Source organism: Pseudomonas fluorescens (genome assembly GCF_902497875.1).
In the GTDB taxonomy this organism is placed as follows: domain Bacteria; phylum Pseudomonadota; class Gammaproteobacteria; order Pseudomonadales; family Pseudomonadaceae; genus Aquipseudomonas; species Aquipseudomonas fluorescens_BR.
On the sequence record NZ_CABVHY010000038.1, the window covers coordinates 19246 to 38054 of the forward strand.

Here is an 18809-nt window from a genome sequence, read left to right on the forward strand (position 1 = left end):
GTGGGAGCGAGCTTGCTCGCGATGCGGACTGTCTGACGACACACATCCTTCAGACTGCCTCAGCTCCCACCCTCAGACCTCCGACTACTCACCTCCGCCGGCACATCATCCCCCGACATGCGCTTGCGGAACAACGCCGCCCGCGCCAGCAGCAGGGTGACTACCGGCATGGTGATCGACAGCAGAATCGGGATCAGCCAGGCGTGCAGCACCGGACTGGATTTGAGTCCCGAGAAATAGATGATCGAGGCGAGCGCCACGCACCAGGCGCCCAATGTCGAGGCCAGGGCCGGTGGGTGCATGCGCTGGAAGTAGTCCTTCATCCGCACCAGACCGAAAGCGCCAATCAGCGCAAACACGCTGCTGAGCACCAGCAGAATGGCCACCGGGATCTCGATCCACAGCGACAGCTCGCCGAACTCATTCATTCGATCACCTCGCCACGCAGGAGGAATTTCGCCAGGGCAAACGAGCCGACAAACCCCAGCAAGGCGATCAGCAGCGCCGCTTCGAAGTAGGTGTCACTGGCGTAGCGGATACCCAGCACCAGCATCATCAGCATGGCGAGAATGTACAGGTAGTCCAGCGCGAGAACCCGGTCCTGGGCCGACGGGCCTTTGAACAGGCGGACCAGGGTCAGGACCATGGCCACGGAAAAGATGAACAGACTCAGCAGAATCGCATTCGACAGCAAGGCACTCATTCGAAGATCTCCATCAACGGGCGCTCATAAGTCGCCTTGAAGTGCTGGATGAATTGCGCGTCGTCATCCAGATCGAATACATGCAGCAGCAACACGCTGCGGTCCAGCGCCAGCTCCGACCACACCGTGCCGGGAATCACCGTGGTGATCATCGACAACGCGGCCAGGCCGTTGGCATCGCGCAGGTCCAGCGGCACCTTGATGAACCGCGAGCGCGGCGCCCGGCGCCCGGCGTTCAGCACGCCCCAGGCGACCACCAGGTTGGACACCAGCACGTCGCGACCGACCAGCAAAAACAACCGCACAATCGCCCCGGGCCGACGGATGCGGATCGGCAGCGGGCGCAATGGTTTCATCATCAGCGGTGCGACAAACCCGAGCACGGCGCCGAGCAGCAGGTGGCCGGGGCTGACCGACAGGTTAAGCACCAGCCACAACAGCCAGAGCGCCAACGACAACCAAGGGGCAGGGAACAGGCGCTTCATGGTTGCACCTCCAGCAGCGCCGCCCTGGCTTCCGGGCTCGGTACGGCGCGTGTGCCCAGCACCGCCATGACGTATTGTTGCGGGTCATTCAGGGTGTCGGCGGCGGCCTGGGTATAGCGCAGCAACGGTTCGGCCTTGAAGGTCAGCAGAATGCTCAGGCCCAGCAGCGCGAAGATCGGCACACATTCCAGGCGCCGCAGCAACGGCGACGGGCGCTCCTCGGAGGTCCAGAAGCGCTGGATGCCCAGGCGCGAGAAGGCGATCAGCGAAGCCAGCCCGGACAGGATCAGCAACGCCAGCAAGCTCCAGGCGGCATTCGAGATGGGCTGGTCTGCAGCGTTGCCCAGGCCCGCGGGGTTGATCAGCGCGCTGAGCAAACTCAGTTTGCCAATAAACCCCGACAGTGGCGGCATGCCGATGATCAGCAGCGCGCAGGCAATGAAACTCAAGCCGAGAAAGGCCATGGTCCAGGGAATCACCTGGCCGACCACGGTTTTCTGCTCGTCATCCAGGTTGGTGCCTTTGAGTGGCTGCAAGGATTTCGGGGGGCGCGGGAGGATCTCGCCCTCATAGTCCAGCGGCACTTCAATGGCCGTACGCGAACGCTCGATCAGTTCCGCCAGCAGGAACAGCGCGCTCAAGGCCAGGGTCGAGCTGACCAGATAGAACAACGCACCGGCGGTAAGACTCGGCTGGGCGAAGCCGACGGCCGACAGCAGGATGCCCGCCGAGACCAGAATGCTCAGGCTGGCCATGCGCTCCAGCCGTTGCGCGGCGAGAATCGCCAACGCCGCGCAGACGATCGTCGCCATGCCGCCGTAGATCAGCCAGTCGCCGCCAAAGTACGCCGAAGCACCGGCTTGCCCGGAAAACAGCAGGGTCCACAAGCGCAGCAAGGTGTACACGCCGACCTTGGTCATGATCGCGAACATCGCCGCCACGGGCGCGCTGGCCGCGGAGTAGGCCGGCACCAGCCAGAAATTCAGCGGCCACATGCCGGCCTTGGCCAGGAATGCCACGGCGAGGATCGCCGCGCCGGCGTGCAGCAGGCCGCGATCGGCTTCCGGGACCAGCGGGATCTTCAGCGCCAGGTCGGCCATGTTCAGGGTGCCGGTGACTCCATAGATCAGCGCCGCGCCAATCAGGAACAGCGACGAGGCCAGCAGGTTGATCGAAATGTAATGCAGCCCCGACGACACCCGCGCCCGCCCGGAACCGTGGAGGATCAAACCGTAAGAAGCGGCCAGCAGCACTTCAAAGAACACGAACAGATTGAACAGGTCGGCGGTCAGGAAGGCGCCATAGAGGCCCATCAACTGAATCTGGAACAACGCGTGGAAACTCGAGCCGGCACCGTCCCAGCGGGCCATGGCGAATAGCAGGGCGCAGACGCCAATGATTCCGGTCAGCACCAGCATCAAGGCCGACAGGCGATCGACCACCAGCACGATGCCGAACGGCACTTGCCAGTTGCCCGGCAGGTAGACGCCGATCGAGCCGGGCACATCTGTTTGCTGGGTCCACTGCAACAGCAGGATCGAAATCCCCAGGCCGAGCAGGCTCGAGAACAGGTTGATCCGCGCCTTGAGCGGTCGACGTTTTTCCCCGAGCATCATCATCAGGGCCGCCGTCAGCAACGGCAGCAGAATCGGCGCGGCGATCAGATGGGGCATCCAGCTCATTCCTTAGGCTCCCGGCCATCCACATGGTCGGTACCGGTCAGGCCGCGGGATGCCAGCAGCACCACCAGGAACAGGGCGGTCATGGCGAAGCTGATGACAATGGCAGTCAGCACCAGGGCCTGGGGCAGCGGGTCGGTGTAGTGCAGCAGATCCTGGGGTACGCCGTCCTTGATGATCGGCTCCTTGCCGATAAACAGGCTGCCCATGCTGAAAATGAACAGGTTGACCCCGTAGGACAACAGGCACAGCCCCATCACCACCTGGAAGGTCCGTGGCCGTAGTAGCAGCCAGACTCCCGAAGCAGCCAGGACTCCAATGGCAATTGCGATGACTTCTTCCATCAGACGACTGCTCCTTGCTGGACAACGGGTTTGGGCTGGCTGCTCGGTTTATGGCCACGCACCGATTGGTGCGCCAGCGCGGTGAGGATCAGCAGCGTTGAACCCACCACCACGGCGTACACACCGACATCGAAGAACAGTGCACTGGCGATGTGGATGTCACCGATTATCGGCAACTCAAAATGCCAGGTGTGGGTGGTCAGGAACGGATAACCGACGGCCATCGCACCCAGCCCGGTGACGGTGGCGAACAGCAGCCCGGTGCCCATCCAGCGCACTGGGCGCAGGCTCATCTGCGCTTCGACCCATTGGGTACCGGCGACCATGTATTGCAGGATGAACGCCACCGACATCACCAGCCCGGCGACGAAACCGCCGCCCGGCTGGTTGTGTCCGCGCATGAACAGGTAGAACGACACCACCATTGCAATCGGCAGCAACAGTCGCACCAGCACCGCAGGAACCATCATGAAACCCAAGGCGGTGTCGCTGGCCTGGCGCGGGTTGACCAGATCGGTCACCACGTCCGGCGCCAGCAGCCGCTGTTGAGCCGGCAATTGCATGCTTTCCTTGGGTGGGCGGAAGCGTCGCAGCAGGGCGAACACGGTCAGGGCCACGGCCGCCAGCACGGTGATTTCGCCGAGGGTATCGAAGCCACGGAAGTCCACCAGCATCACGTTGACCACGTTGCTGCCACCACCTTCGGGCAGGGCGCGGCTGAGGTAGAACGAGGAGATGTGGTTGGGGGTCTGCCGGGTCAGCATGGCGTAGGAGAGCAATGCCATGCCGCCACCGACCAGGGTCGACAGCAGCAAGTCGCGCAGTCGCCGGATTCGCGCTTTACGCAGGCTGCCGGGCGGTGGCGAGACTTCTTCGATCCGTCGCGGCAACCAGCGCAGCCCCAGCAGGATCAGCACCGTGGTCACCACCTCGACCACCAGTTGGGTCAGGGCCAGGTCCGGCGCCGAGAACCAGACGAAGGTCACGCAGGTCATCAAGCCGCAGACGCTGACCATGGTCAGGGCCGCGAGCCGGTGATACTTGGCTTGCCAGGCGGCACCGAGGGCGCAGGCAATCGCCAGCAGCCAGAGGGTGACAAAGACGATCGAACCGGCAATCTTCGGCCGGTCGCCCCAGCTCAGGCTGCTGTGAAGCATCGGAATCAACCCGGCGAGCACTGCCGCCAGTACCAGCAGGAACAACTGGCTTTGCAGGCGCTTGGTGCTGATTCGCCTTTCGATGCGGCGGGTCAGGCGCATCATCACCACCAGGCTGCGCTCGAACATCCGCTTGCCATTGAAGTGGCCGATGATCGGCGGGTACTTGAACCGTCCGCGCTTGAGCTGCTTGCGCAACAGCAGGTAGAGCACAATGCCGCCGGACATGGCGACCAGGCTCATGATCATCGGCGCGTTCCAGCCGTGCCAGATCGCCAGGCTGTACTCGGGCAGCGTGCCGACCACCGGCAAGGCGGCGGCCGCCAGCAGCGGACCGACCACCTGGGACGGGAAAATTCCCACCACCAGGCAGGTGAACACCAGCAACTCGACTGGCGCGCGCATCCAGCGTGGCGGTTCGTGGGGGGTGTGCGGCAGGTCAGTGGCGGTCGGACCGAAGAACACGTCGACGGTGAAGCGCAGGGAATAGGCGACGCTGAACGTGCCGGCGATGGTCGCGATCACCGGCAGGGTCATTTCGATCCAGGCAGTGGCGGAAATGAACACGGTTTCGGCGAAGAACATCTCTTTCGACAGGAAACCATTGAGCAGCGGTACGCCGGCCATCGAGGCACTGGCAACCATCGCCAGGGTGGCGGTGAAGGGAATCAACCGGATCAAACCGCTGAGTTTGCGGATATCGCGGGTTCCGCTTTCGTGGTCGATGATGCCGGCGGCCATGAACAGCGAGGCCTTGAAGGTGGCGTGGTTGAGGATATGGAACACCGCCGCCACCGCCGCCAGCGGACTGTTCAGCCCCAGCAACAGGGTGATCAGGCCAAGATGGCTGATGGTCGAGTAGGCCAGCAGACCTTTGAGATCGTTCTGGAACATCGCGCAATAGGCACCCAGCAACAGGGTGCAGGCGCCGGCTCCGCCGACGATGTAGAACCATTCTTCGCTGCCGGAGAGTGACGGCCAGAGCCGCGCCAGGAGGAACACCCCGGCCTTGACCATGGTTGCCGAGTGCAGGTAGGCCGAGACCGGAGTCGGTGCGGCCATGGCGTGGGGCAGCCAGAAGTGGAAGGGAAACTGTGCGCTTTTGCTCAAGGCGCCGATCAGGATCAGCGGCAGCAGGACCGGGTACAGGTTATGGGCGCGGATCAGGTCACCGGCGGCCAGCACCTTGTCCAGGTCATAGCTGCCGACGACATGGCCGAGCAGCATGACCCCCGCCAGCAGGCACAAACCGCCCGCGCCGGTCACCATCAGCGCCATGTAGGCACCGCGGCGGGCGTCGGCGCGGTGGTGCCAATAGCCGATCAACAGGAACGAGAACAGACTGGTCAGTTCCCAGAAAAATACGATCTGAATCAGGTTGCCGGAAATCACCAGCCCGAGCATGGCGCCCATGAAGGCCAGGAAAAACGCAAAGAAGCGCGGCACCGGATCTTCCGGCGACATGTAATAACGCGCGTACAGCGACACCAGTGCGCCGATGCCCAGCACCAGCAGCGAGAACAGCCAGGCGAAACCGTCCATGCGCAGGACGAAGTTCAAGCCCAGGCTAGGCAGCCAGAAAAACTCTTCGCGAATCACGCCGCCATCGGCGATCTGCGGGTAGAGCAAGGCGACTTGTATCGTGCCGATCAGTGCAACCAGGCCGGCCAGCAGGGATTCAGTGTTTCGTGCGTTGTGCGGCAGCACAGCCGCCAGACAGCTGCCGATAAAAGGCAAAAGCAGTAGAACTATCAGGGACATAGGCTTCTAATCTGCGAAGTTTGTGATGAATCATACGTGCCGGGCCATGGATCACCAACTGCCAAGCTGTGGCAGGATCCTACAAGGTAGGCGGAAAAAGCCTGGTTTTCATTGTTTTGAAGAGCGATGTGCCGGCATCAGATTTTGGTTGTCCGCGAAAAGATCGCAGCCTGCGGCAGCTCCTACAGGGTGTACACATTCCACCGTAGGAGCTGCCGCAGGCTGCGATCTTTTGATCTTGACTGGTTATCTCTCGCTTCCGCTCTCCAAGACTTCGTCCATCTCAACCACATCCTTGCCCTTGGTCTTCAACTCACTGACGATCACCGCCGCCACGATCAACCCGGCACCGAGCAAGGCAATCGCCGGCAACCGCTCACCGGCAATCCGCCCGACGATCCCGGCCCACACCGGTTCGCCGGCATAGATCAGCGTCGCGCGGGTCGGTGAAACGCTTTTCTGCGCCCAGTTCATCGCCACCTGAATCGCCGCGCTGGCCGCGCCCAGGCCCACGGCGCTGATCAGCAGCAGCCAGGAAAACGGGGGAATGGCTTCCTGGGTTGGCACCACCATCAGCAACGCCAATACCGAGGTAACGGCCAGTTGCACGACCGTGACCCGGCGTACATCAACCTGCCCGGCATAGGTGCTGATCAGGATGATTTCGGCGGCAATTGCGATGGCGCTGATCAGCGTGGCGATTTCCCCCGGGTTGAAATTCAGCGATGCCCCGGCAGGGCCGGAGATCAGCATCAGGCCGGTGAACGCCAGCATGATGCCGATACTCGGCATCAGCCTTGGCCGCCGCCCGAGCACCAGCCATTGCAGCAGCGGTACAAAAGGTACGTAGAGCGCGGTAATGAACGCCGACTGACTGCTGGGAATGGTCTGTAATCCGACAGTCTGCAGACCGTAACCGAGCATGATCGCCACGCCGATGAACGCCCCGGCCTTGAACTCGAAGAGGCTCAGATTGCGCAAATGCCGGGCCGAGAACAGCGCGACCAGAACGGCCGCCGCGGCGAACCGCAGGCCGACGAAAAACATCGGTCCACTGACAGTCATTGCGTGCTGCACCAGCAGAAATGTCCCGCCCCAGATCATGGTAATCAGCACCAGCACGCACTCGGCTTTGCTGAACCGAGAGAACAGGGGAGAGGATGGGGGGGATTTCACCGACGTCATGACCTTGCGCGCTACCTGAGGGCGACGCACAATGCGCCTGAAGTTGGGCAGTATACTGCGCAAATCCGTCAAGTGAGCAATATAGTGCACAAAGATCCTACGCAACGCGCTTCAGTCCTCCAGCACGTCAGCCAGAACGTTCGCCGGCTGCGGCATGCCGCGCAGTTGAGCCAGACCGCCCTGGCGGAAAAATCCGGGGTCAGCCGGCGAATGCTGGTGGCCATCGAAGCCGGCGAGAAGAACGTTAGCCTGACCACCCTGGATCGGGTCGCCGAAGCCCTGGACGTGGCTTTCAGCGACCTGATCCAGGCCCCCGATGCCCGTGACCCGAGTCGCATCAACGAGCTTGCGTGGGCAGGGGTGATCCCCGGCAGCAAAGCGGTGCTGCTGGCCAAGGCGATGGCCAGCCGTGAAGTCGAGTTGTGGGAGTGGCGGCTGGAACCAGGCGAACAGTACTTGTCGGAACCGGATGCCGAGGGCTGGAGCGAGCAGCTTTATGTGTTCGAAGGCTGCCTGACACTGATGCTCGGCGAAGAGGTGCACACGCTTGAAGCCGGGGAGTTCTTCATGTACGCCAGTCACCAACCCCATTCCTACCGCAACGAGGGGTCGGTGGCGGCGCGGTTCGTGCGTAATGTGGTGATTTGATCCGGGAACTGAACAGCAACTGTTCGCGGCCCAACAGCAGATAAGCAAGCAAGCTCGCTCCTACAAGTACGGCGTAGATCGCAGATTTTGTGGCATGCCAGGCTCTCTGTGGGAAGGGCTGGGCGTTGATGACTCGTCCTACTTTGGTACTACGGGACAGGCCGTCCATGGGTTTGGCGCTTATTATCGTCCAGGAGATTTTCGAGGCCGTCGCGCAGCTCGATCGCGACTGGCAGTTGAGCTTTCTGATTGTTGGGCAAAACATTAATGTGGCGTTGAAATACGCCTTCCACACTGACAAGCGAGAACCGCATGAGCGAATCCCCAAACGCACAGGCCACCGACGCCCTCCGCAGCGCGGACATCCTGATTGTCGGCGGTGGCTTGAGTGGCGCACTGCTGGCGGCGCAGCTGTTGCGTCTGCCCGGCAAGCGCCGGCTGCTGGTCATTGAGCCGCGCGCCGAACTGGGGCGCGGTGAGGCCTACAGTGCGGTCGAATTGGGACATACCTTGAACGGCAACGCGGCGCGCATGAGTGTCGACCCGGACAACGCTGATGACCTGACCCAATGGTTGAGCGAGTTCATCGCTGCCGGCGGCTGGCCGGAGTCGGATCAGCAGCATGTGCCCATCAGCGAGTTGTTCCCGCCCCGGGGGATTTTTGGCCTGTATGTACAGCAACGCCTGGCCGAAGCCCAGGCGGGCGGCGCGCAGCAGGGTTCGAGCGTCGAGCACGTTCGTGGCGAAGCGGTCGATCTGCAAATGGACCAGAGCGGGGTGCTGTTGACCCTGGATGACGGCAGACAATTACGCGGGGCCTACGCGGTTCTGGCCACCGGCCTGTTCCCGGCCGCGCGCACGCCGCAAACCGAGTCCAGTGGTTTGAACACGGCCGCGCTGGACCCTTGGGATGTTACGGCCATGGCCCGGCTCGATCCGCAGGCCAGGGTGCTGATCATCGGCTCGGGATTGACCATGGTCGATGCCGTGGTGTCGTTGGAACAGGCCGGGCATCGCGGACCGATCGAGGTGTTTTCCCGGCACGGGCTACTGCCCCATGTTCGACGTCAGCCACCGACCTGGGTGGATTTTCTCGCCGAAGACCCAAGCATCCGCAGCCCCAGACAGTTGATGCGTGAACTGCGTCGCCACTGCCAGGCGGCAATGGCGGCCGGTATCGACTGGCAAGCGCCGCTGGACACCGTGCGCGCGCACATCGGTCGCTTGTGGAGCCAGGCGACTGACATGCAGCGTCGGCAGTTCGTGCGCCACGTACGGCCGTGGTGGGAAAGCCACCATCACCGTTCGCCGCCGTTGAGTGCCGAACTGGTGGAACGTTTGCATAACGAGGGACGTTTGCGAATTCAGGCAGCGTCGTTCAAGGGTCTCGAGCCATCGGCTGACGGCCAGGTGAGCATTCGCCTGCGCCGACGCGGCGAGACGCATACCTGCCTGGTCAGCGGTGCGGCGCTGATCAACTCCAGCGGGATTGAATACGACTGGCGCCGAGTGGCCCGGCCGTTGCCTCAGCAGTTGCTGGCGCGCGGGCTGATTCAGCCAGGGCCGCTGGCCTTGGGAATTGCCACCGATGCTGGCGGCGCCCTGATCAACGCCCGCGGCCAGGTCGCCGAGCGCCTGTTCGCCATGGGCCCGCCGTTGCGGGGGATGTGGTGGGAAAGTACCGCGGTGACCGACGTGGCCAGTCAGGCCAAGGCGCTGGCGCAGCGGTTGGTCTCTCAACAGTAATGTGGGAGCGAGCTTGCTCGCGATGGACTCAAGGGCGGCGCGTTTATTCAGAAAACACGCGTTATCGTTAACGTCCATCGCGAGCAAGCTCGCTCCCACAGGTTTTGTGACAGACCACAGTAGTGTGATCGCCATGAATCCTTGTGGGCGCAGCGGTGCGGCGATCCGACTTGCCCGCGAAGAAGATGGCTCGGGTTCTCCTGCTAGAACCGGGTCGTCTGTTGCAGCATCTGCGCCGCGGCCGAATCCGCCGGGCTGACCATCGCATAGTTGTACCCGGCCCCCGACCAGTACTCGGCCTGCAATTCGCCGTCACTTCGGCTGCCACGGGGCAGCAGTTTGTTTTTCGGTCCTGGTGGGCGGATGTAGAAGCTGACCTTGCGCCCGTCCTGATCCTCATACAACACCATCGCCGCCGGGCCCTGTTCGGTGCTCAACAAGCGGGCGCTGACCGCCTTGAACCCGGCGTTCTGCAAGTCGGGCAGGCGGTTGGCATGGTTGAAGTAACGGTCGAGCCAGGTTTGCATGTCGTTATTGTTCTGCACTTTCAAATCGGCCGGCAGGATGCCTTGCTGAGCAAACATCCGGTGCGCCTGCATGGCATCGGTCATCGGTGGCGGCCCAACAACCATGGTCATTTCGCGTGCCTGCCAGCCGCTCATGCCGCCAACGCCGATGGCGATCAACAGCAGGGCGGCGCTGGCCAGATGGCGTCGGGTCTGACGTTTGAGGCGCTGGCGAATGACCAGCGGATCGTGGTCCGGGTTAGCCGGGTTCTGCAGGGTACCGCTCAGGGCGGCGCGCAATTGTTGGGCATCCTGCTGCCAGGCGCCGATTTGTGCGGCGACCTCGGGTTGAGCGCTCAGGTAGGTTTCGACCAGACGCCGGTCGGCATCGCTGAGTTGATGGTCGACGTAAGCGTGCAGATCGCGTTCGCTGGGTGGCATGCTGATCATTTGAGTATCCGCAGAGAAGGGCTGGTGATCTCGCCGTCGCTGAGCTGGCGCAAGGCCTGGCGGGCGCGGGACAGGCGAGACATCACAGTGCCGGTGGGGACGTCGAGAATCTCGGCGACCTCTTTGTAGCTCAAGCCTTCCACCGAGACCCAGAGCAGCAGGGCGCGCTGCTCGGCGGTCAGCCGGTCGAATGCCTGGAGGGTCGATAACGCGATCACTGTGCGCTCCACCGAGGGCTGTGCATCATCGCGCCCGGTAAAGAACTCCAGCATCCGCGCATAACGTCGCGAGCGCCGATGGGCGTCGAGAAACTGTCGGTAAAGAATCGAGAACAGCCAAGACCGCAAATCGCCTTCGGGGCGTTTGTCACCCCAACCCGACAGCGCCCGCTCCAGGCATGACTGCACCAGATCGTCAGCGCTGCTGGAGTTACGGGTCAAGGATATGGCGAAGCGCCTGAGCCTTGGGATAAGTGGGCGTAACTGTTCGTCGAGATCGTTCATGAAATTCTGGCTAGTCTTGGGACTAGGGAGACGCCCGGTACTAAAGGTTATTCCAGCCTCTGGAAAATAAACACCGGGCGATGGAATAAACCCTGCCGGGCTTCGTCTGATTGATCCTTGTCATTTGCGGCCCACGGCCCTGGAGATTTTCATGGTTGATCGCTCACCACCGCCACCGCCACTGAGTACCGCGAGTCTGACGCTGCGTCTGGCGGGGATTGCCGTGGTGGTCGCGGCGATTGCCGGGGCGTTTGCCTATGTCAACGGCACCCTCGACCCGCAGCGCCTGACGCCCAAGGCACTGGTCGATGTACTGGAGAAAAACAACGGGGCGCATCCGGGGTTTCGCCGCAATCACGCCAAAGGCGTGTGCGTGGCCGGTTATTTCGAGAGCAGTGGTCAGGCCCGTGAGTTTTCCCGCGCCCAGGTATTTGGCGAGGCGCGTACGCCAGTGGTGGGGCGCTTTGCATTGCCCAGCGGTAACCCCTATGCACCGGACAGCAGCGTGCCGATCCGCAGCCTGGCGCTGCGCTTCAAACAGGCCAACGGTCAGCAATGGCGCACCGGGATGAACAGCATGCCTGTGTTCCCGGTGGGTACTCCCGAAGCCTTCTATCAACTGCAACAGGCCAGTTCTCCGGACCCGGCAACCGGCAAGCCGAATCCCGCCAATCCTGCGGCGTTCTTTGCCGCGCACCCGGAAACCGCGCCGTTTCTGCAGTGGGTCAAGACCGCCAAGCCTTCGGCCAGCTACGCCACCGAAACCTATAACGGTATCAATGCCTTTTATCTGGTGAATGCAGCGGGGAAGCGTCAGGCCGTGCGCTGGAGCGTGGCGCCGCTTGCTCAAGATGCGGCAGGAGCCAGTGCGCCTGAAGGCGCCGACTTCCTGGAAAAAGATCTGGTGCAACGACTGGCCGCCGGACCCTTGCGTTGGCAGTTGAACATCACCCTGGCCAACCCCGCCGATCCCACACATGACGCCAGCAAAGCCTGGCCGAACGATAGAAAAGTGTTAAATGCCGGCACCCTGGTGCTTGAAAGCACCCAGGCGCAAACCAACGGCGAATGCCGCGACATCAACTACGATCCGCTGATCCTGCCGAGCGGCATCGAAGGTTCCGACGACCCGCTGCTGGCTGCCCGCTCTGCGGCATACGCCAAGTCTTACCTGCGCCGCACCAGCGAAGTCAGCCAGTTGCCTGCCGCTACCCAGGAGTCGCACCCATGAGCGCCCAACCCAATCATTTCGCGCCCCTGGCGCGGCTGCTGCACTGGCTGATGGCGCTGATGGTCATCGCCATGCTGTTTATCGGTGCGGGCATGGCGGCCTCGGTGTCCGAGCGGCACGAATGGCTGATCCATCTCCACAAACCCCTGGGCGTGGCGATTCTGCTGCTGGTGATCGTGCGCCTGGTCGTGCGCTTCTCGACCCGGCAGCCGCCGTTGCCGGCTGACCTGCCCGGTTGGCAGGTGCTGGCGGCCAAGGCATCCCATCTGTTGCTGTACGCTTTGATGCTGATATTGCCGCTGTTGGGTTGGGCAATGATCTCGGCGGCCGGTGACCCGGTGATGCTCGGCAGTTCGGTGCAACTGCCGTCGATATTACCGGCCAATCCACAGATGTTTGCTTTCCTGCGCAAGGCTCACGGTTACCTCGCGTACCTGCTGTTCCTGACCGTGCTGCTGCACCTGGCGGCGGCGTTGTTCCATGGCTGGGTGCGACGCGACGGGGTACTGCAGAGCATGTTGTTCGGCAAGGATCACGGCTGAAAATCAGGGGGGATACACAACCAGTTAGGACCTGGATGGCCCCAAAAGATCGCAGCCTGCGGCAGCTCCTACAGATTTTGCATACATCAGATAAATCACGGGTGCATGGAGTCGGCGTAGGAGCTGCCGAAGGCTGCGATCTTGGCGATCTCGCGAGTACCGAAAGTTCGGTGGCGGTCGAGTAACCCGGCCCGCATGCCCTGGCGTGGACAAGCGGGCCGTTACCGGCTTAGCGCAACACTTCGACCATGTCCGCCACGGTCGTCAACACATCCTTACCCAGCTGCTTCGAACGCTTGCCTGACCAGCCGGTCAGCGCATTCGGTGCGTCGTTGTTGTCCTTGAACGGCATTTCCAGGGTCAACGATAAACAATCGAATTTCTCACCGACGCTATTACAGGCCAGGGTCATGTTGGCTTTGCCCGGTTTGTCGCGGGTGTAGCCGTGGGTGGTCTGGAAGTCGCGAGTCTGGTGTTTCAGGTGTTTACGGAAATGTTCTTCGAGTTTCTCGATCCGCGGGGTGTAGCCCGGGTTGCCTTCGCAGCCAGCGGTGAAGACATAGGGGATTTCTTCGTCGCCATGGATGTCGAGGAACAGGTCGACGCCGTACTTGTCCATTTGCTGCTGGACGAAGAACACTTCCGGGCTGAGGTCCTGGCTCGCGCTCTGCCAGGCGCGATTGAGGTCCTGGCCCATGGCATTGGTGCGCAGATGGCCATGGAAGGCGCCATCCGGGTTCATGTTGGGCACCAGGTACAGGTCGGCATGCTCCAGCAGCTTTTTCATCACTGGATCGTTGTGCTGTTGCAGACGTTCGATGATGCCTTCCATGAACCATTCGGCCATGTGCTCGCCGGGATGCTGTTGCGCGATGATCCAGACCTTGCGCTGGCCTTCGGCGCCGGTGCCTTTGCGCAGCAACTGAATGTCGCGGCCTTCGACGCTTTTGCCGGTGGCGAGCAGTTCGGTGCCGGCCTTGGTCAGCGCCTGCTCGATCAGCCAGTCGTGACGTCCGCGGCTATAGGGCTCGAAATAGGCGAACCAGGCGTTGGTGGCACTGGCTTCAAGGCTGAACCGCAGGGTATCGCCCTCGAAAATCGTCGGCACCCGAAACCAGTTGACGTGATCGTAGGAGGCCACGGCCTGGTAGCCAGCCCAGGCCTTGTTGTAGGAAGACTTGCTCGCGTTACTCAGGCGGAACCAGTGTTCCTGGCCCACATGCAGACCACTGGCCTTGAAGTGGAACCATTGGAAGTGATTGCTGCGGGTATCGGGTTTGATAGCCAGCAATACCTGCAGCGGATTGCTGGTATCCAGTACCTCGATGTTGCCGCTGTCGAAGTTCGAAGTGATGTCAACGGCGCGCTGAGCCACGGTCATAGTCTGGGTCCCTGAGTATGATTTTTATGGCTGCTACTTTACACGCAAGGAGGGGAAATAAAGGCGGGCAATTCGGCAAAAAGGGGGGCGTCGTCCCTGACGCGCCGGCAGCTTAGGGGGTATGCGATTGATTCTCAAGTGCTATTTTTTGATACTTTGCCCCAGTATCTAAGGCACGCTCTTGCAAACAGATACTCCTTTGCTATCATCGCCGCCATTCAAATAGCAGCACCCAGTCTTCATTAGCCTGAAGCCAAGCCAGAAAAAACTGGCAAAAAAAAAGACCCGGCAAAAAGCCGGGTCAAAAACCGTGATTAGCCTGATGAGGAGATATTCCAGGAGTCCGACCTAAGGTCTCCTGAGCTATCGACTGATCTCGCGACCAGATGCATGCAATAATAATCATTATCATTTGCAAGTCAAATGTTTTCTCCTGCTTTAATGGAATTTTTTTTCCTGCCCTCGGTGATTTCTCTCCAGCTTGACGTCTGCGCCATGCAGCCTTTAAGCCCTTCAAGAGAGGAATCAATCGCCGCGGTTTCCGTCCAGCGCCCGATCGACCAGGGTTTTCGCCATATCGATCATGTGCACCACCGAGAATGCCAGATCACGGTTGGCGCCGAACAGGTTGTCCGCTGATTCATGAGCGGTGGCCGCAGCGCAACGCAACAGGCTGCAGGCGTGGACCATGGCCTCCTCGCTGCTGATACCGGGTCTTACCTCAAAGATTTTTTCCTCGAACGTGGCTTCTGAAACCTCCGGTTTCAAGTAATAGTCCAGTGCACGTTGTGCCGCGGCGTTGCCTTTCAACGAGATAAAGTCGAGCTCTGCTTCCATTTCTAACGAGTCATTGCTGGGTGTGCTCATGATTCCGGGTGCTCTGCTGGTAAGTCGAACAAGTCCATCCAAGACTAGTACATAGTGTATTTGTGACGATAAATTAAATACTACAATATGTGTATTGAGGGTCCGAGTACACAAAGTATTGTTCCGGCCATGGATAAATGGATCGAATTGGTCAAGGCCAAAATGAGTGACCTCAAGGTCACCCAAGAGCAACTCGCAGAACGTCTCGGCATGTCCCAGGGCGGCGTCGGCCATTGGCTGAACAAACGTCGCCAACCGAAGATTGAAGACATGAACCGTGTGCTTCAGGAGCTTGGATTGGGATTTCTCGAGGTGGCACTGGTGATCAGGGAGCCCGAAACTTCGAAGAACGAGGCGGGCGAGGAAAAGGATTACCAAATGTCGCTGGCCGATAAATACAACCCGTATTTCCGCTATCCGGTCAGCGACTGGCAAGACGTGTGCGAAGCGCGCGAGGCTGAGCAACCGGTCTATGCCGGCGAACGCTACGAACTGACCGATTACCATGCACGGGGCGCGGCGTTCTGGCTGGTGGTGGTCGGGGACGCCATGACGGCCCCGAGTGGCCTCAGCATTGCCCAGGACATGCTGATTCTGGTCGACCCGGCGGTTGAGGCAGTGCCGGGCAAACTGGTGATTGCCCAGTGGCCGGGCAACGCCCAGGCCACCTTTCGCAAGTTGATCGAAGAGGGGGGCGAGCGTTACCTGGTGCCACTCAACCCGACCTATCCGAAAACCCTGTACACCGATGAATGCCGGATTATCGGCGTGGTGATGCAGGCCACCGCGAAGTTCTGATGCTGATCGGTCCCTAGGCGCAGGACCGATCATTTCACCGCTCTTACTCCAGTTCTACCAGTGCACTGCCTTCGCTGACCATCTCGCCTTCCAGGCAATACAGCGCCTTGATCACCCCGGCATGGGGGGCGCGAATGCTGTGCTCCATTTTCATTGCTTCCAGCACCACCAACTGCGCACCGGCTTCGACGGTTTGCCCGGCTTCGACCAGCACCCGTACGATGCTGCCATTCATCGGTGCCGTGAGGCCGCCGTGGTGACTGTGGCTGGCTTCTACCGCGGCAATCGGGTCGTAAGGCTTGATGCTGCGCAGTTCGCCTTCCCAGTGCAGATAGAGCGTGTCGCCGCGACGGATCGCCCGATGCTGGCGCCGCAGACCGTGGTGCTCGATCAGCAACTGCTCGGCGCAAAGCTCGGCGGTGCGGGTGTCTGCCGGGTCCAGCGTGAGGGCTTTATCCTGCCCCTCACAACTCAAGTGCAAGGTGGTTTCCTGTGGCAGCCCGGCACGGAAACCGCTGGCCAGCGCCCAGGGTGAACTGCGGTCATCGGCCCGCACGGAGGCCGGCTGGCTTTGCCCGAAGGCTTGCGCCGCGGCTTGCCAGAACTCGTCGCTGAGCTCGTTGGGCGGGGGCAGCAGTTGTTCCTGATAGCGCGGGATAAAGTCGGTATCGAGTTCCGCTGCCGCGAAGGCCGGGTGGCCGACGATACGTCGCAGGAAGCTGATGTTGGTCTTCAGCCCGCCGATGGCGAACTCATCGAGCATGCTCAGCAGGCGCAGGCGCGCCTGTTCACGGTTCTCGCCCCAGGCGATCAGCTTGCCGAGCATCGGGTCGTAGAACGGCGAAATGCTGTCGCCTTCTTCCACGCCGCTGTCGACGCGACGACCCGGGCCTGCTGCCGATTCGCGATACAGGTCAAGACGGCCGGTCGCCGGCAGGAAGTCATTGCTCGGGTCTTCGGCATACAAACGAACTTCGATCGCATGCCCGATCAGCGGGACCTGCTCCTGGGTCATCGGCAGCACTTCGCCCTGGGCGACGCGAATCTGCCAGGCCACCAAGTCGAGGCCAGTGATGGCTTCGGTGACCGGGTGCTCGACCTGCAAGCGGGTGTTCATCTCCATGAAGAAAAATTCGCCGCGCGAATCCAGCAGGAATTCCACGGTGCCGGCGCCGACATAGCCAATCGCCTGGGCGGCACGAACAGCCGCTTCACCCATGGCCCGACGCTGTTCGGCGCTCAACCCTGGAGCCGGTGCTTCCTCGACGACTTTCTGGTGGCGACGCTGGATCGAGCAGTCGCGCTCGTTGAGGTACAGGCAGTTGCCGTGCTGATCGGCGAACACCTGGATTTCCACGTGGCGCGGTTTGAGCAGGTATTTTTCCACCAGCATCTGCGAATTGCCGAACGACGATTGCGCTTCACGCTGAGCCGAGGCCAGGGCTTCGGCCAGCTGGCTGACGTCCTCGACCACTTTCATGCCTTTGCCACCGCCGCCGGCCGTAGCCTTGAGCAGCACCGGATAGCCAATGCGCTCGGCGGCGGCGCGGAAGGTTTCCAGGTCCTGGGCTTCGCCGTGGTACCCCGGCACCAGCGGCACGCCAGCGGTTTCCATCAAGGCTTTGGCCGCGGATTTACTGCCCATGGCATCGATGGCCGAGGCGGGTGGGCCGAGGAAGATCAAGCCGGCGGCTTCGATGGCGCGGGCGAACCCGGCGTTTTCCGAGAGGAAGCCGTAGCCGGGGTGGATCGCCTGGGCGCCGCTGGCTTTGGCTGCGGCGATCAGTTTGTCGATCTGCAGGTAACTGTCAGCGGCTTTGCTGCCGCCCAGGTCGACGCGGATATCCGCTTCGCGACTGTGCCGCGCATCGCGGTCGGTGGCGCTGTGCACGGCCACGGTGGTCAGGCCCAGGGCCTTGGCGGTACGCATCACACGGCAAGCGATTTCGCCGCGGTTGGCCACCAGCAGGGTGGTGAGAAAAGGTGCGCTCATCAACGCGGCTCCTTGGTGGTCGTGTCGGGCTGCCAGTTCGGCGGACGTTTTTGCAGGAAGGCGCGCAGGCCTTCCTGGCCTTCGGGGCTGACGCGGATGCGGGCGATGGCGTTTTCGGTGTAGCGGCGTAGCGCCGGAGTCAGTGCGCCGTTGCCGACTTCGCGCAGCAAGTCCTTGCTGGCGCGCATGGCGGCCGGGCTGTTGAGCAGCAGGTTGTCGATCCACTGTCCGACTTTCTGCTCCAGCTCAGTGGCCGGATAGCTTTCGGACAACAAGCCGATTTCCCGCGCCCGTTGCCCGCCGAATCGCTCGGCGGTCAGGGCATAACGGCGTGTCGCGCGTTCACCGATGGCCTGCACCACGAACGGGCTGATGACCGCTGGCGCCAGGCCAATGCGCACTTCCGACAGGCAGAACTGTGCGTCATCGGCGCCAATCGCCATGTCGCAGCAACTGATCAGGCCCAGCGCGCCGCCAAAGGCCGCGCCTTGCACCACCGCCAACGTCGGGATTTTCAGCTTGGCGAGGTTGTACATCAACTCCGCCAATTCCCGGGCGTCGTCGAGGTTGGTGTGGTAATCGAGTTCGGCCGACTGCTGCATCCAGGCCAGATCGGCGCCGGCACTGAAATGCTTGCCGCGACCGCGTACCAACAGAAACCGCAGGCTCACATCGCTCGAGACCTTGTCCAGGGCGAGGATCAGTTCGCGGATCATTTCGGCGTTGAACGCGTTGTTCTTTTCTTCACGACTGAGCCACAGGGTCGCAAAACCACGCGGGTCGGTCAGCAGTTCGAGGGTGTTGAAGTCGCTCATATTCTTCCGTTCTCC

At 61.7% G+C, this 18809-nt stretch carries 18 protein-coding genes and 1 pseudogene; 6 read left to right on the forward strand and 13 right to left on the reverse strand.

Translation table 11 applies throughout. The features are described 5' to 3' along the window. Positions 1 to 59: 59 nt before the first annotated feature. The 7 genes from F8N85_RS28935 to F8N85_RS28965 all read right to left on the reverse strand — a co-directional run bounded on the left by F8N85_RS28935 (position 60) and on the right by F8N85_RS28965 (position 7404). Entirely contained in the window at positions 60 to 428 is a 369-nt protein-coding gene (locus F8N85_RS28935) for a Na+/H+ antiporter subunit G (RefSeq protein ID WP_150806884.1), read from the reverse strand. Further along, positions 425 to 703 (reverse strand): K+/H+ antiporter subunit F, encoded by a 279-nt coding sequence (locus F8N85_RS28940; RefSeq protein ID WP_150806885.1) that lies wholly within the window; start codon positions 701 to 703, stop codon positions 425 to 427. Before F8N85_RS28940 ends, F8N85_RS28935 begins: the two co-directional genes overlap by 4 nt. Next, positions 700 to 1188 (reverse strand): Na+/H+ antiporter subunit E, encoded by a 489-nt coding sequence (locus F8N85_RS28945; protein ID WP_150806886.1) that lies wholly within the window; start codon positions 1186 to 1188, stop codon positions 700 to 702. The genes F8N85_RS28940 and F8N85_RS28945 overlap by 4 nt, the downstream gene beginning before the upstream one ends. Beyond that, positions 1185 to 2870: a monovalent cation/H+ antiporter subunit D gene (locus F8N85_RS28950; RefSeq protein WP_150806887.1), complete on the reverse strand. Its 1686-nt coding sequence runs from the start codon at positions 2868 to 2870 to the stop codon at positions 1185 to 1187. Before F8N85_RS28950 ends, F8N85_RS28945 begins: the two co-directional genes overlap by 4 nt. Further along, entirely contained in the window at positions 2867 to 3211 is a 345-nt protein-coding gene (locus F8N85_RS28955) for a Na+/H+ antiporter subunit C (RefSeq protein WP_023968969.1), read from the reverse strand. The genes F8N85_RS28950 and F8N85_RS28955 overlap by 4 nt, the downstream gene beginning before the upstream one ends. After that, complete coding sequence (locus tag F8N85_RS28960) at positions 3211 to 6129, reverse strand: monovalent cation/H+ antiporter subunit A (RefSeq protein WP_150806888.1); 2919 nt, start codon at positions 6127 to 6129, stop codon at positions 3211 to 3213. The genes F8N85_RS28955 and F8N85_RS28960 overlap by 1 nt, the downstream gene beginning before the upstream one ends. A 246-nt stretch (positions 6130 to 6375) precedes the next feature. After that, positions 6376 to 7404, reverse strand: a complete 1029-nt coding sequence (locus F8N85_RS28965; protein ID WP_150806889.1) for a DMT family transporter — start codon at positions 7402 to 7404, stop codon at positions 6376 to 6378. Here F8N85_RS28965 and F8N85_RS28970 point away from each other — a divergent pair. From F8N85_RS28970 to F8N85_RS28980, 3 genes and pseudogenes are all read left to right on the forward strand, one after another. After that, positions 7399 to 7962, forward strand: coding sequence for a helix-turn-helix domain-containing protein (locus F8N85_RS28970; protein ID WP_150806890.1), 564 nt, complete (start codon positions 7399 to 7401; stop codon positions 7960 to 7962). The two genes, F8N85_RS28965 and F8N85_RS28970, sit on opposite strands and share 6 nt — an antisense overlap. Positions 7963 to 8078: 116 nt before the next feature. Further along, positions 8079 to 8249 (forward strand): annotated as a pseudogene (locus tag F8N85_RS35250) (ABC transporter ATP-binding protein); the annotation flags it as partial. Between the two features lie 25 nt (positions 8250 to 8274). After that, positions 8275 to 9708, forward strand: coding sequence for an FAD/NAD(P)-binding protein (locus F8N85_RS28980; RefSeq protein ID WP_150806891.1), 1434 nt, complete (start codon positions 8275 to 8277; stop codon positions 9706 to 9708). A 203-nt stretch (positions 9709 to 9911) separates the two neighbouring features. Here F8N85_RS28980 and F8N85_RS28985 read toward each other — a convergent pair whose 3' ends face one another. Next, on the reverse strand, positions 9912 to 10664 hold the full coding sequence (locus tag F8N85_RS28985; RefSeq protein ID WP_150806892.1) for an anti-sigma factor family protein: 753 nt from the start codon (positions 10662 to 10664) through the stop codon (positions 9912 to 9914). After that, positions 10661 to 11167 (reverse strand): RNA polymerase sigma factor, encoded by a 507-nt coding sequence (locus F8N85_RS28990; RefSeq protein WP_150806893.1) that lies wholly within the window; start codon positions 11165 to 11167, stop codon positions 10661 to 10663. The genes F8N85_RS28985 and F8N85_RS28990 overlap by 4 nt, the downstream gene beginning before the upstream one ends. Before the next feature lie 151 nt (positions 11168 to 11318). Here F8N85_RS28990 and F8N85_RS28995 point away from each other — a divergent pair, with 151 nt between their 5' ends. Further along, positions 11319 to 12398 (forward strand): catalase family peroxidase, encoded by a 1080-nt coding sequence (locus F8N85_RS28995; protein ID WP_150806894.1) that lies wholly within the window; start codon positions 11319 to 11321, stop codon positions 12396 to 12398. Continuing rightward, entirely contained in the window at positions 12395 to 12940 is a 546-nt protein-coding gene (locus F8N85_RS29000; protein WP_150806895.1) for a cytochrome b, read from the forward strand. Before F8N85_RS28995 ends, F8N85_RS29000 begins: the two co-directional genes overlap by 4 nt. 229 nt (positions 12941 to 13169) lie before the next feature. On the opposite strand, the gene F8N85_RS29005 is transcribed toward F8N85_RS29000, so the two are convergent. Beyond that, positions 13170 to 14321, reverse strand: a complete 1152-nt coding sequence (locus tag F8N85_RS29005; protein ID WP_150806896.1) for a M14-type cytosolic carboxypeptidase — start codon at positions 14319 to 14321, stop codon at positions 13170 to 13172. Between the two features lie 525 nt (positions 14322 to 14846). Continuing rightward, entirely contained in the window at positions 14847 to 15188 is a 342-nt protein-coding gene (locus tag F8N85_RS29010; protein ID WP_150806897.1) for a DUF6124 family protein, read from the reverse strand. A gap of 129 nt (positions 15189 to 15317) precedes the next feature. On the opposite strand from F8N85_RS29010, the gene F8N85_RS29015 reads away from it, so the two are divergent. After that, the gene (locus F8N85_RS29015) at positions 15318 to 15986 is read left to right on the forward strand and encodes a LexA family protein (protein ID WP_150806898.1); all 669 of its coding nucleotides are present in this window, start codon (positions 15318 to 15320) and stop codon (positions 15984 to 15986) included. A 43-nt stretch (positions 15987 to 16029) separates the two neighbouring features. Here the strand turns inward: F8N85_RS29015 and F8N85_RS29020 are convergent, their stop codons facing one another. Both F8N85_RS29020 and F8N85_RS29025 read right to left on the reverse strand, forming a co-directional pair. Continuing rightward, positions 16030 to 17979, reverse strand: coding sequence for an acetyl/propionyl/methylcrotonyl-CoA carboxylase subunit alpha (locus tag F8N85_RS29020; protein WP_150806899.1), 1950 nt, complete (start codon positions 17977 to 17979; stop codon positions 16030 to 16032). Then, entirely contained in the window at positions 17979 to 18794 is an 816-nt protein-coding gene (locus tag F8N85_RS29025; protein WP_150806900.1) for a gamma-carboxygeranoyl-CoA hydratase, read from the reverse strand. Before F8N85_RS29025 ends, F8N85_RS29020 begins: the two co-directional genes overlap by 1 nt. Positions 18795 to 18809: the final 15 nt, after the last annotated feature.

What these genes read in the sequence shown, in the direction of transcription:
- F8N85_RS28935 (WP_150806884.1), bottom strand. Translation starts at nt 428, where the DNA reads ATGAATGAGTTCGGCGAGCTGTCGCTGTGGATCGAGATCCCGGTGGCC.
- F8N85_RS28940 (WP_150806885.1), bottom strand. Translation starts at nt 703, where the DNA reads ATGAGTGCCTTGCTGTCGAATGCGATTCTGCTGAGTCTGTTCATCTTT.
- F8N85_RS28945 (WP_150806886.1), bottom strand. Translation starts at nt 1,188, where the DNA reads ATGAAGCGCCTGTTCCCTGCCCCTTGGTTGTCGTTGGCGCTCTGGCTG.
- F8N85_RS28950 (WP_150806887.1), bottom strand. Translation starts at nt 2,870, where the DNA reads ATGAGCTGGATGCCCCATCTGATCGCCGCGCCGATTCTGCTGCCGTTG.
- F8N85_RS28955 (WP_023968969.1), bottom strand. Translation starts at nt 3,211, where the DNA reads ATGGAAGAAGTCATCGCAATTGCCATTGGAGTCCTGGCTGCTTCGGGA.
- F8N85_RS28960 (WP_150806888.1), bottom strand. Translation starts at nt 6,129, where the DNA reads ATGTCCCTGATAGTTCTACTGCTTTTGCCTTTTATCGGCAGCTGTCTG.
- F8N85_RS28980 (WP_150806891.1), top strand. Translation starts at nt 8,275, where the DNA reads ATGAGCGAATCCCCAAACGCACAGGCCACCGACGCCCTCCGCAGCGCG.
- F8N85_RS28985 (WP_150806892.1), bottom strand. Translation starts at nt 10,664, where the DNA reads ATGATCAGCATGCCACCCAGCGAACGCGATCTGCACGCTTACGTCGAC.
- F8N85_RS28990 (WP_150806893.1), bottom strand. Translation starts at nt 11,167, where the DNA reads ATGAACGATCTCGACGAACAGTTACGCCCACTTATCCCAAGGCTCAGG.
- F8N85_RS28995 (WP_150806894.1), top strand. Translation starts at nt 11,319, where the DNA reads ATGGTTGATCGCTCACCACCGCCACCGCCACTGAGTACCGCGAGTCTG.
- F8N85_RS29000 (WP_150806895.1), top strand. Translation starts at nt 12,395, where the DNA reads ATGAGCGCCCAACCCAATCATTTCGCGCCCCTGGCGCGGCTGCTGCAC.
- F8N85_RS29005 (WP_150806896.1), bottom strand. Translation starts at nt 14,321, where the DNA reads ATGACCGTGGCTCAGCGCGCCGTTGACATCACTTCGAACTTCGACAGC.
- F8N85_RS29010 (WP_150806897.1), bottom strand. Translation starts at nt 15,188, where the DNA reads ATGAGCACACCCAGCAATGACTCGTTAGAAATGGAAGCAGAGCTCGAC.
- F8N85_RS29015 (WP_150806898.1), top strand. Translation starts at nt 15,318, where the DNA reads ATGGATAAATGGATCGAATTGGTCAAGGCCAAAATGAGTGACCTCAAG.
- F8N85_RS29020 (WP_150806899.1), bottom strand. Translation starts at nt 17,979, where the DNA reads ATGAGCGCACCTTTTCTCACCACCCTGCTGGTGGCCAACCGCGGCGAA.
- F8N85_RS29025 (WP_150806900.1), bottom strand. Translation starts at nt 18,794, where the DNA reads ATGAGCGACTTCAACACCCTCGAACTGCTGACCGACCCGCGTGGTTTT.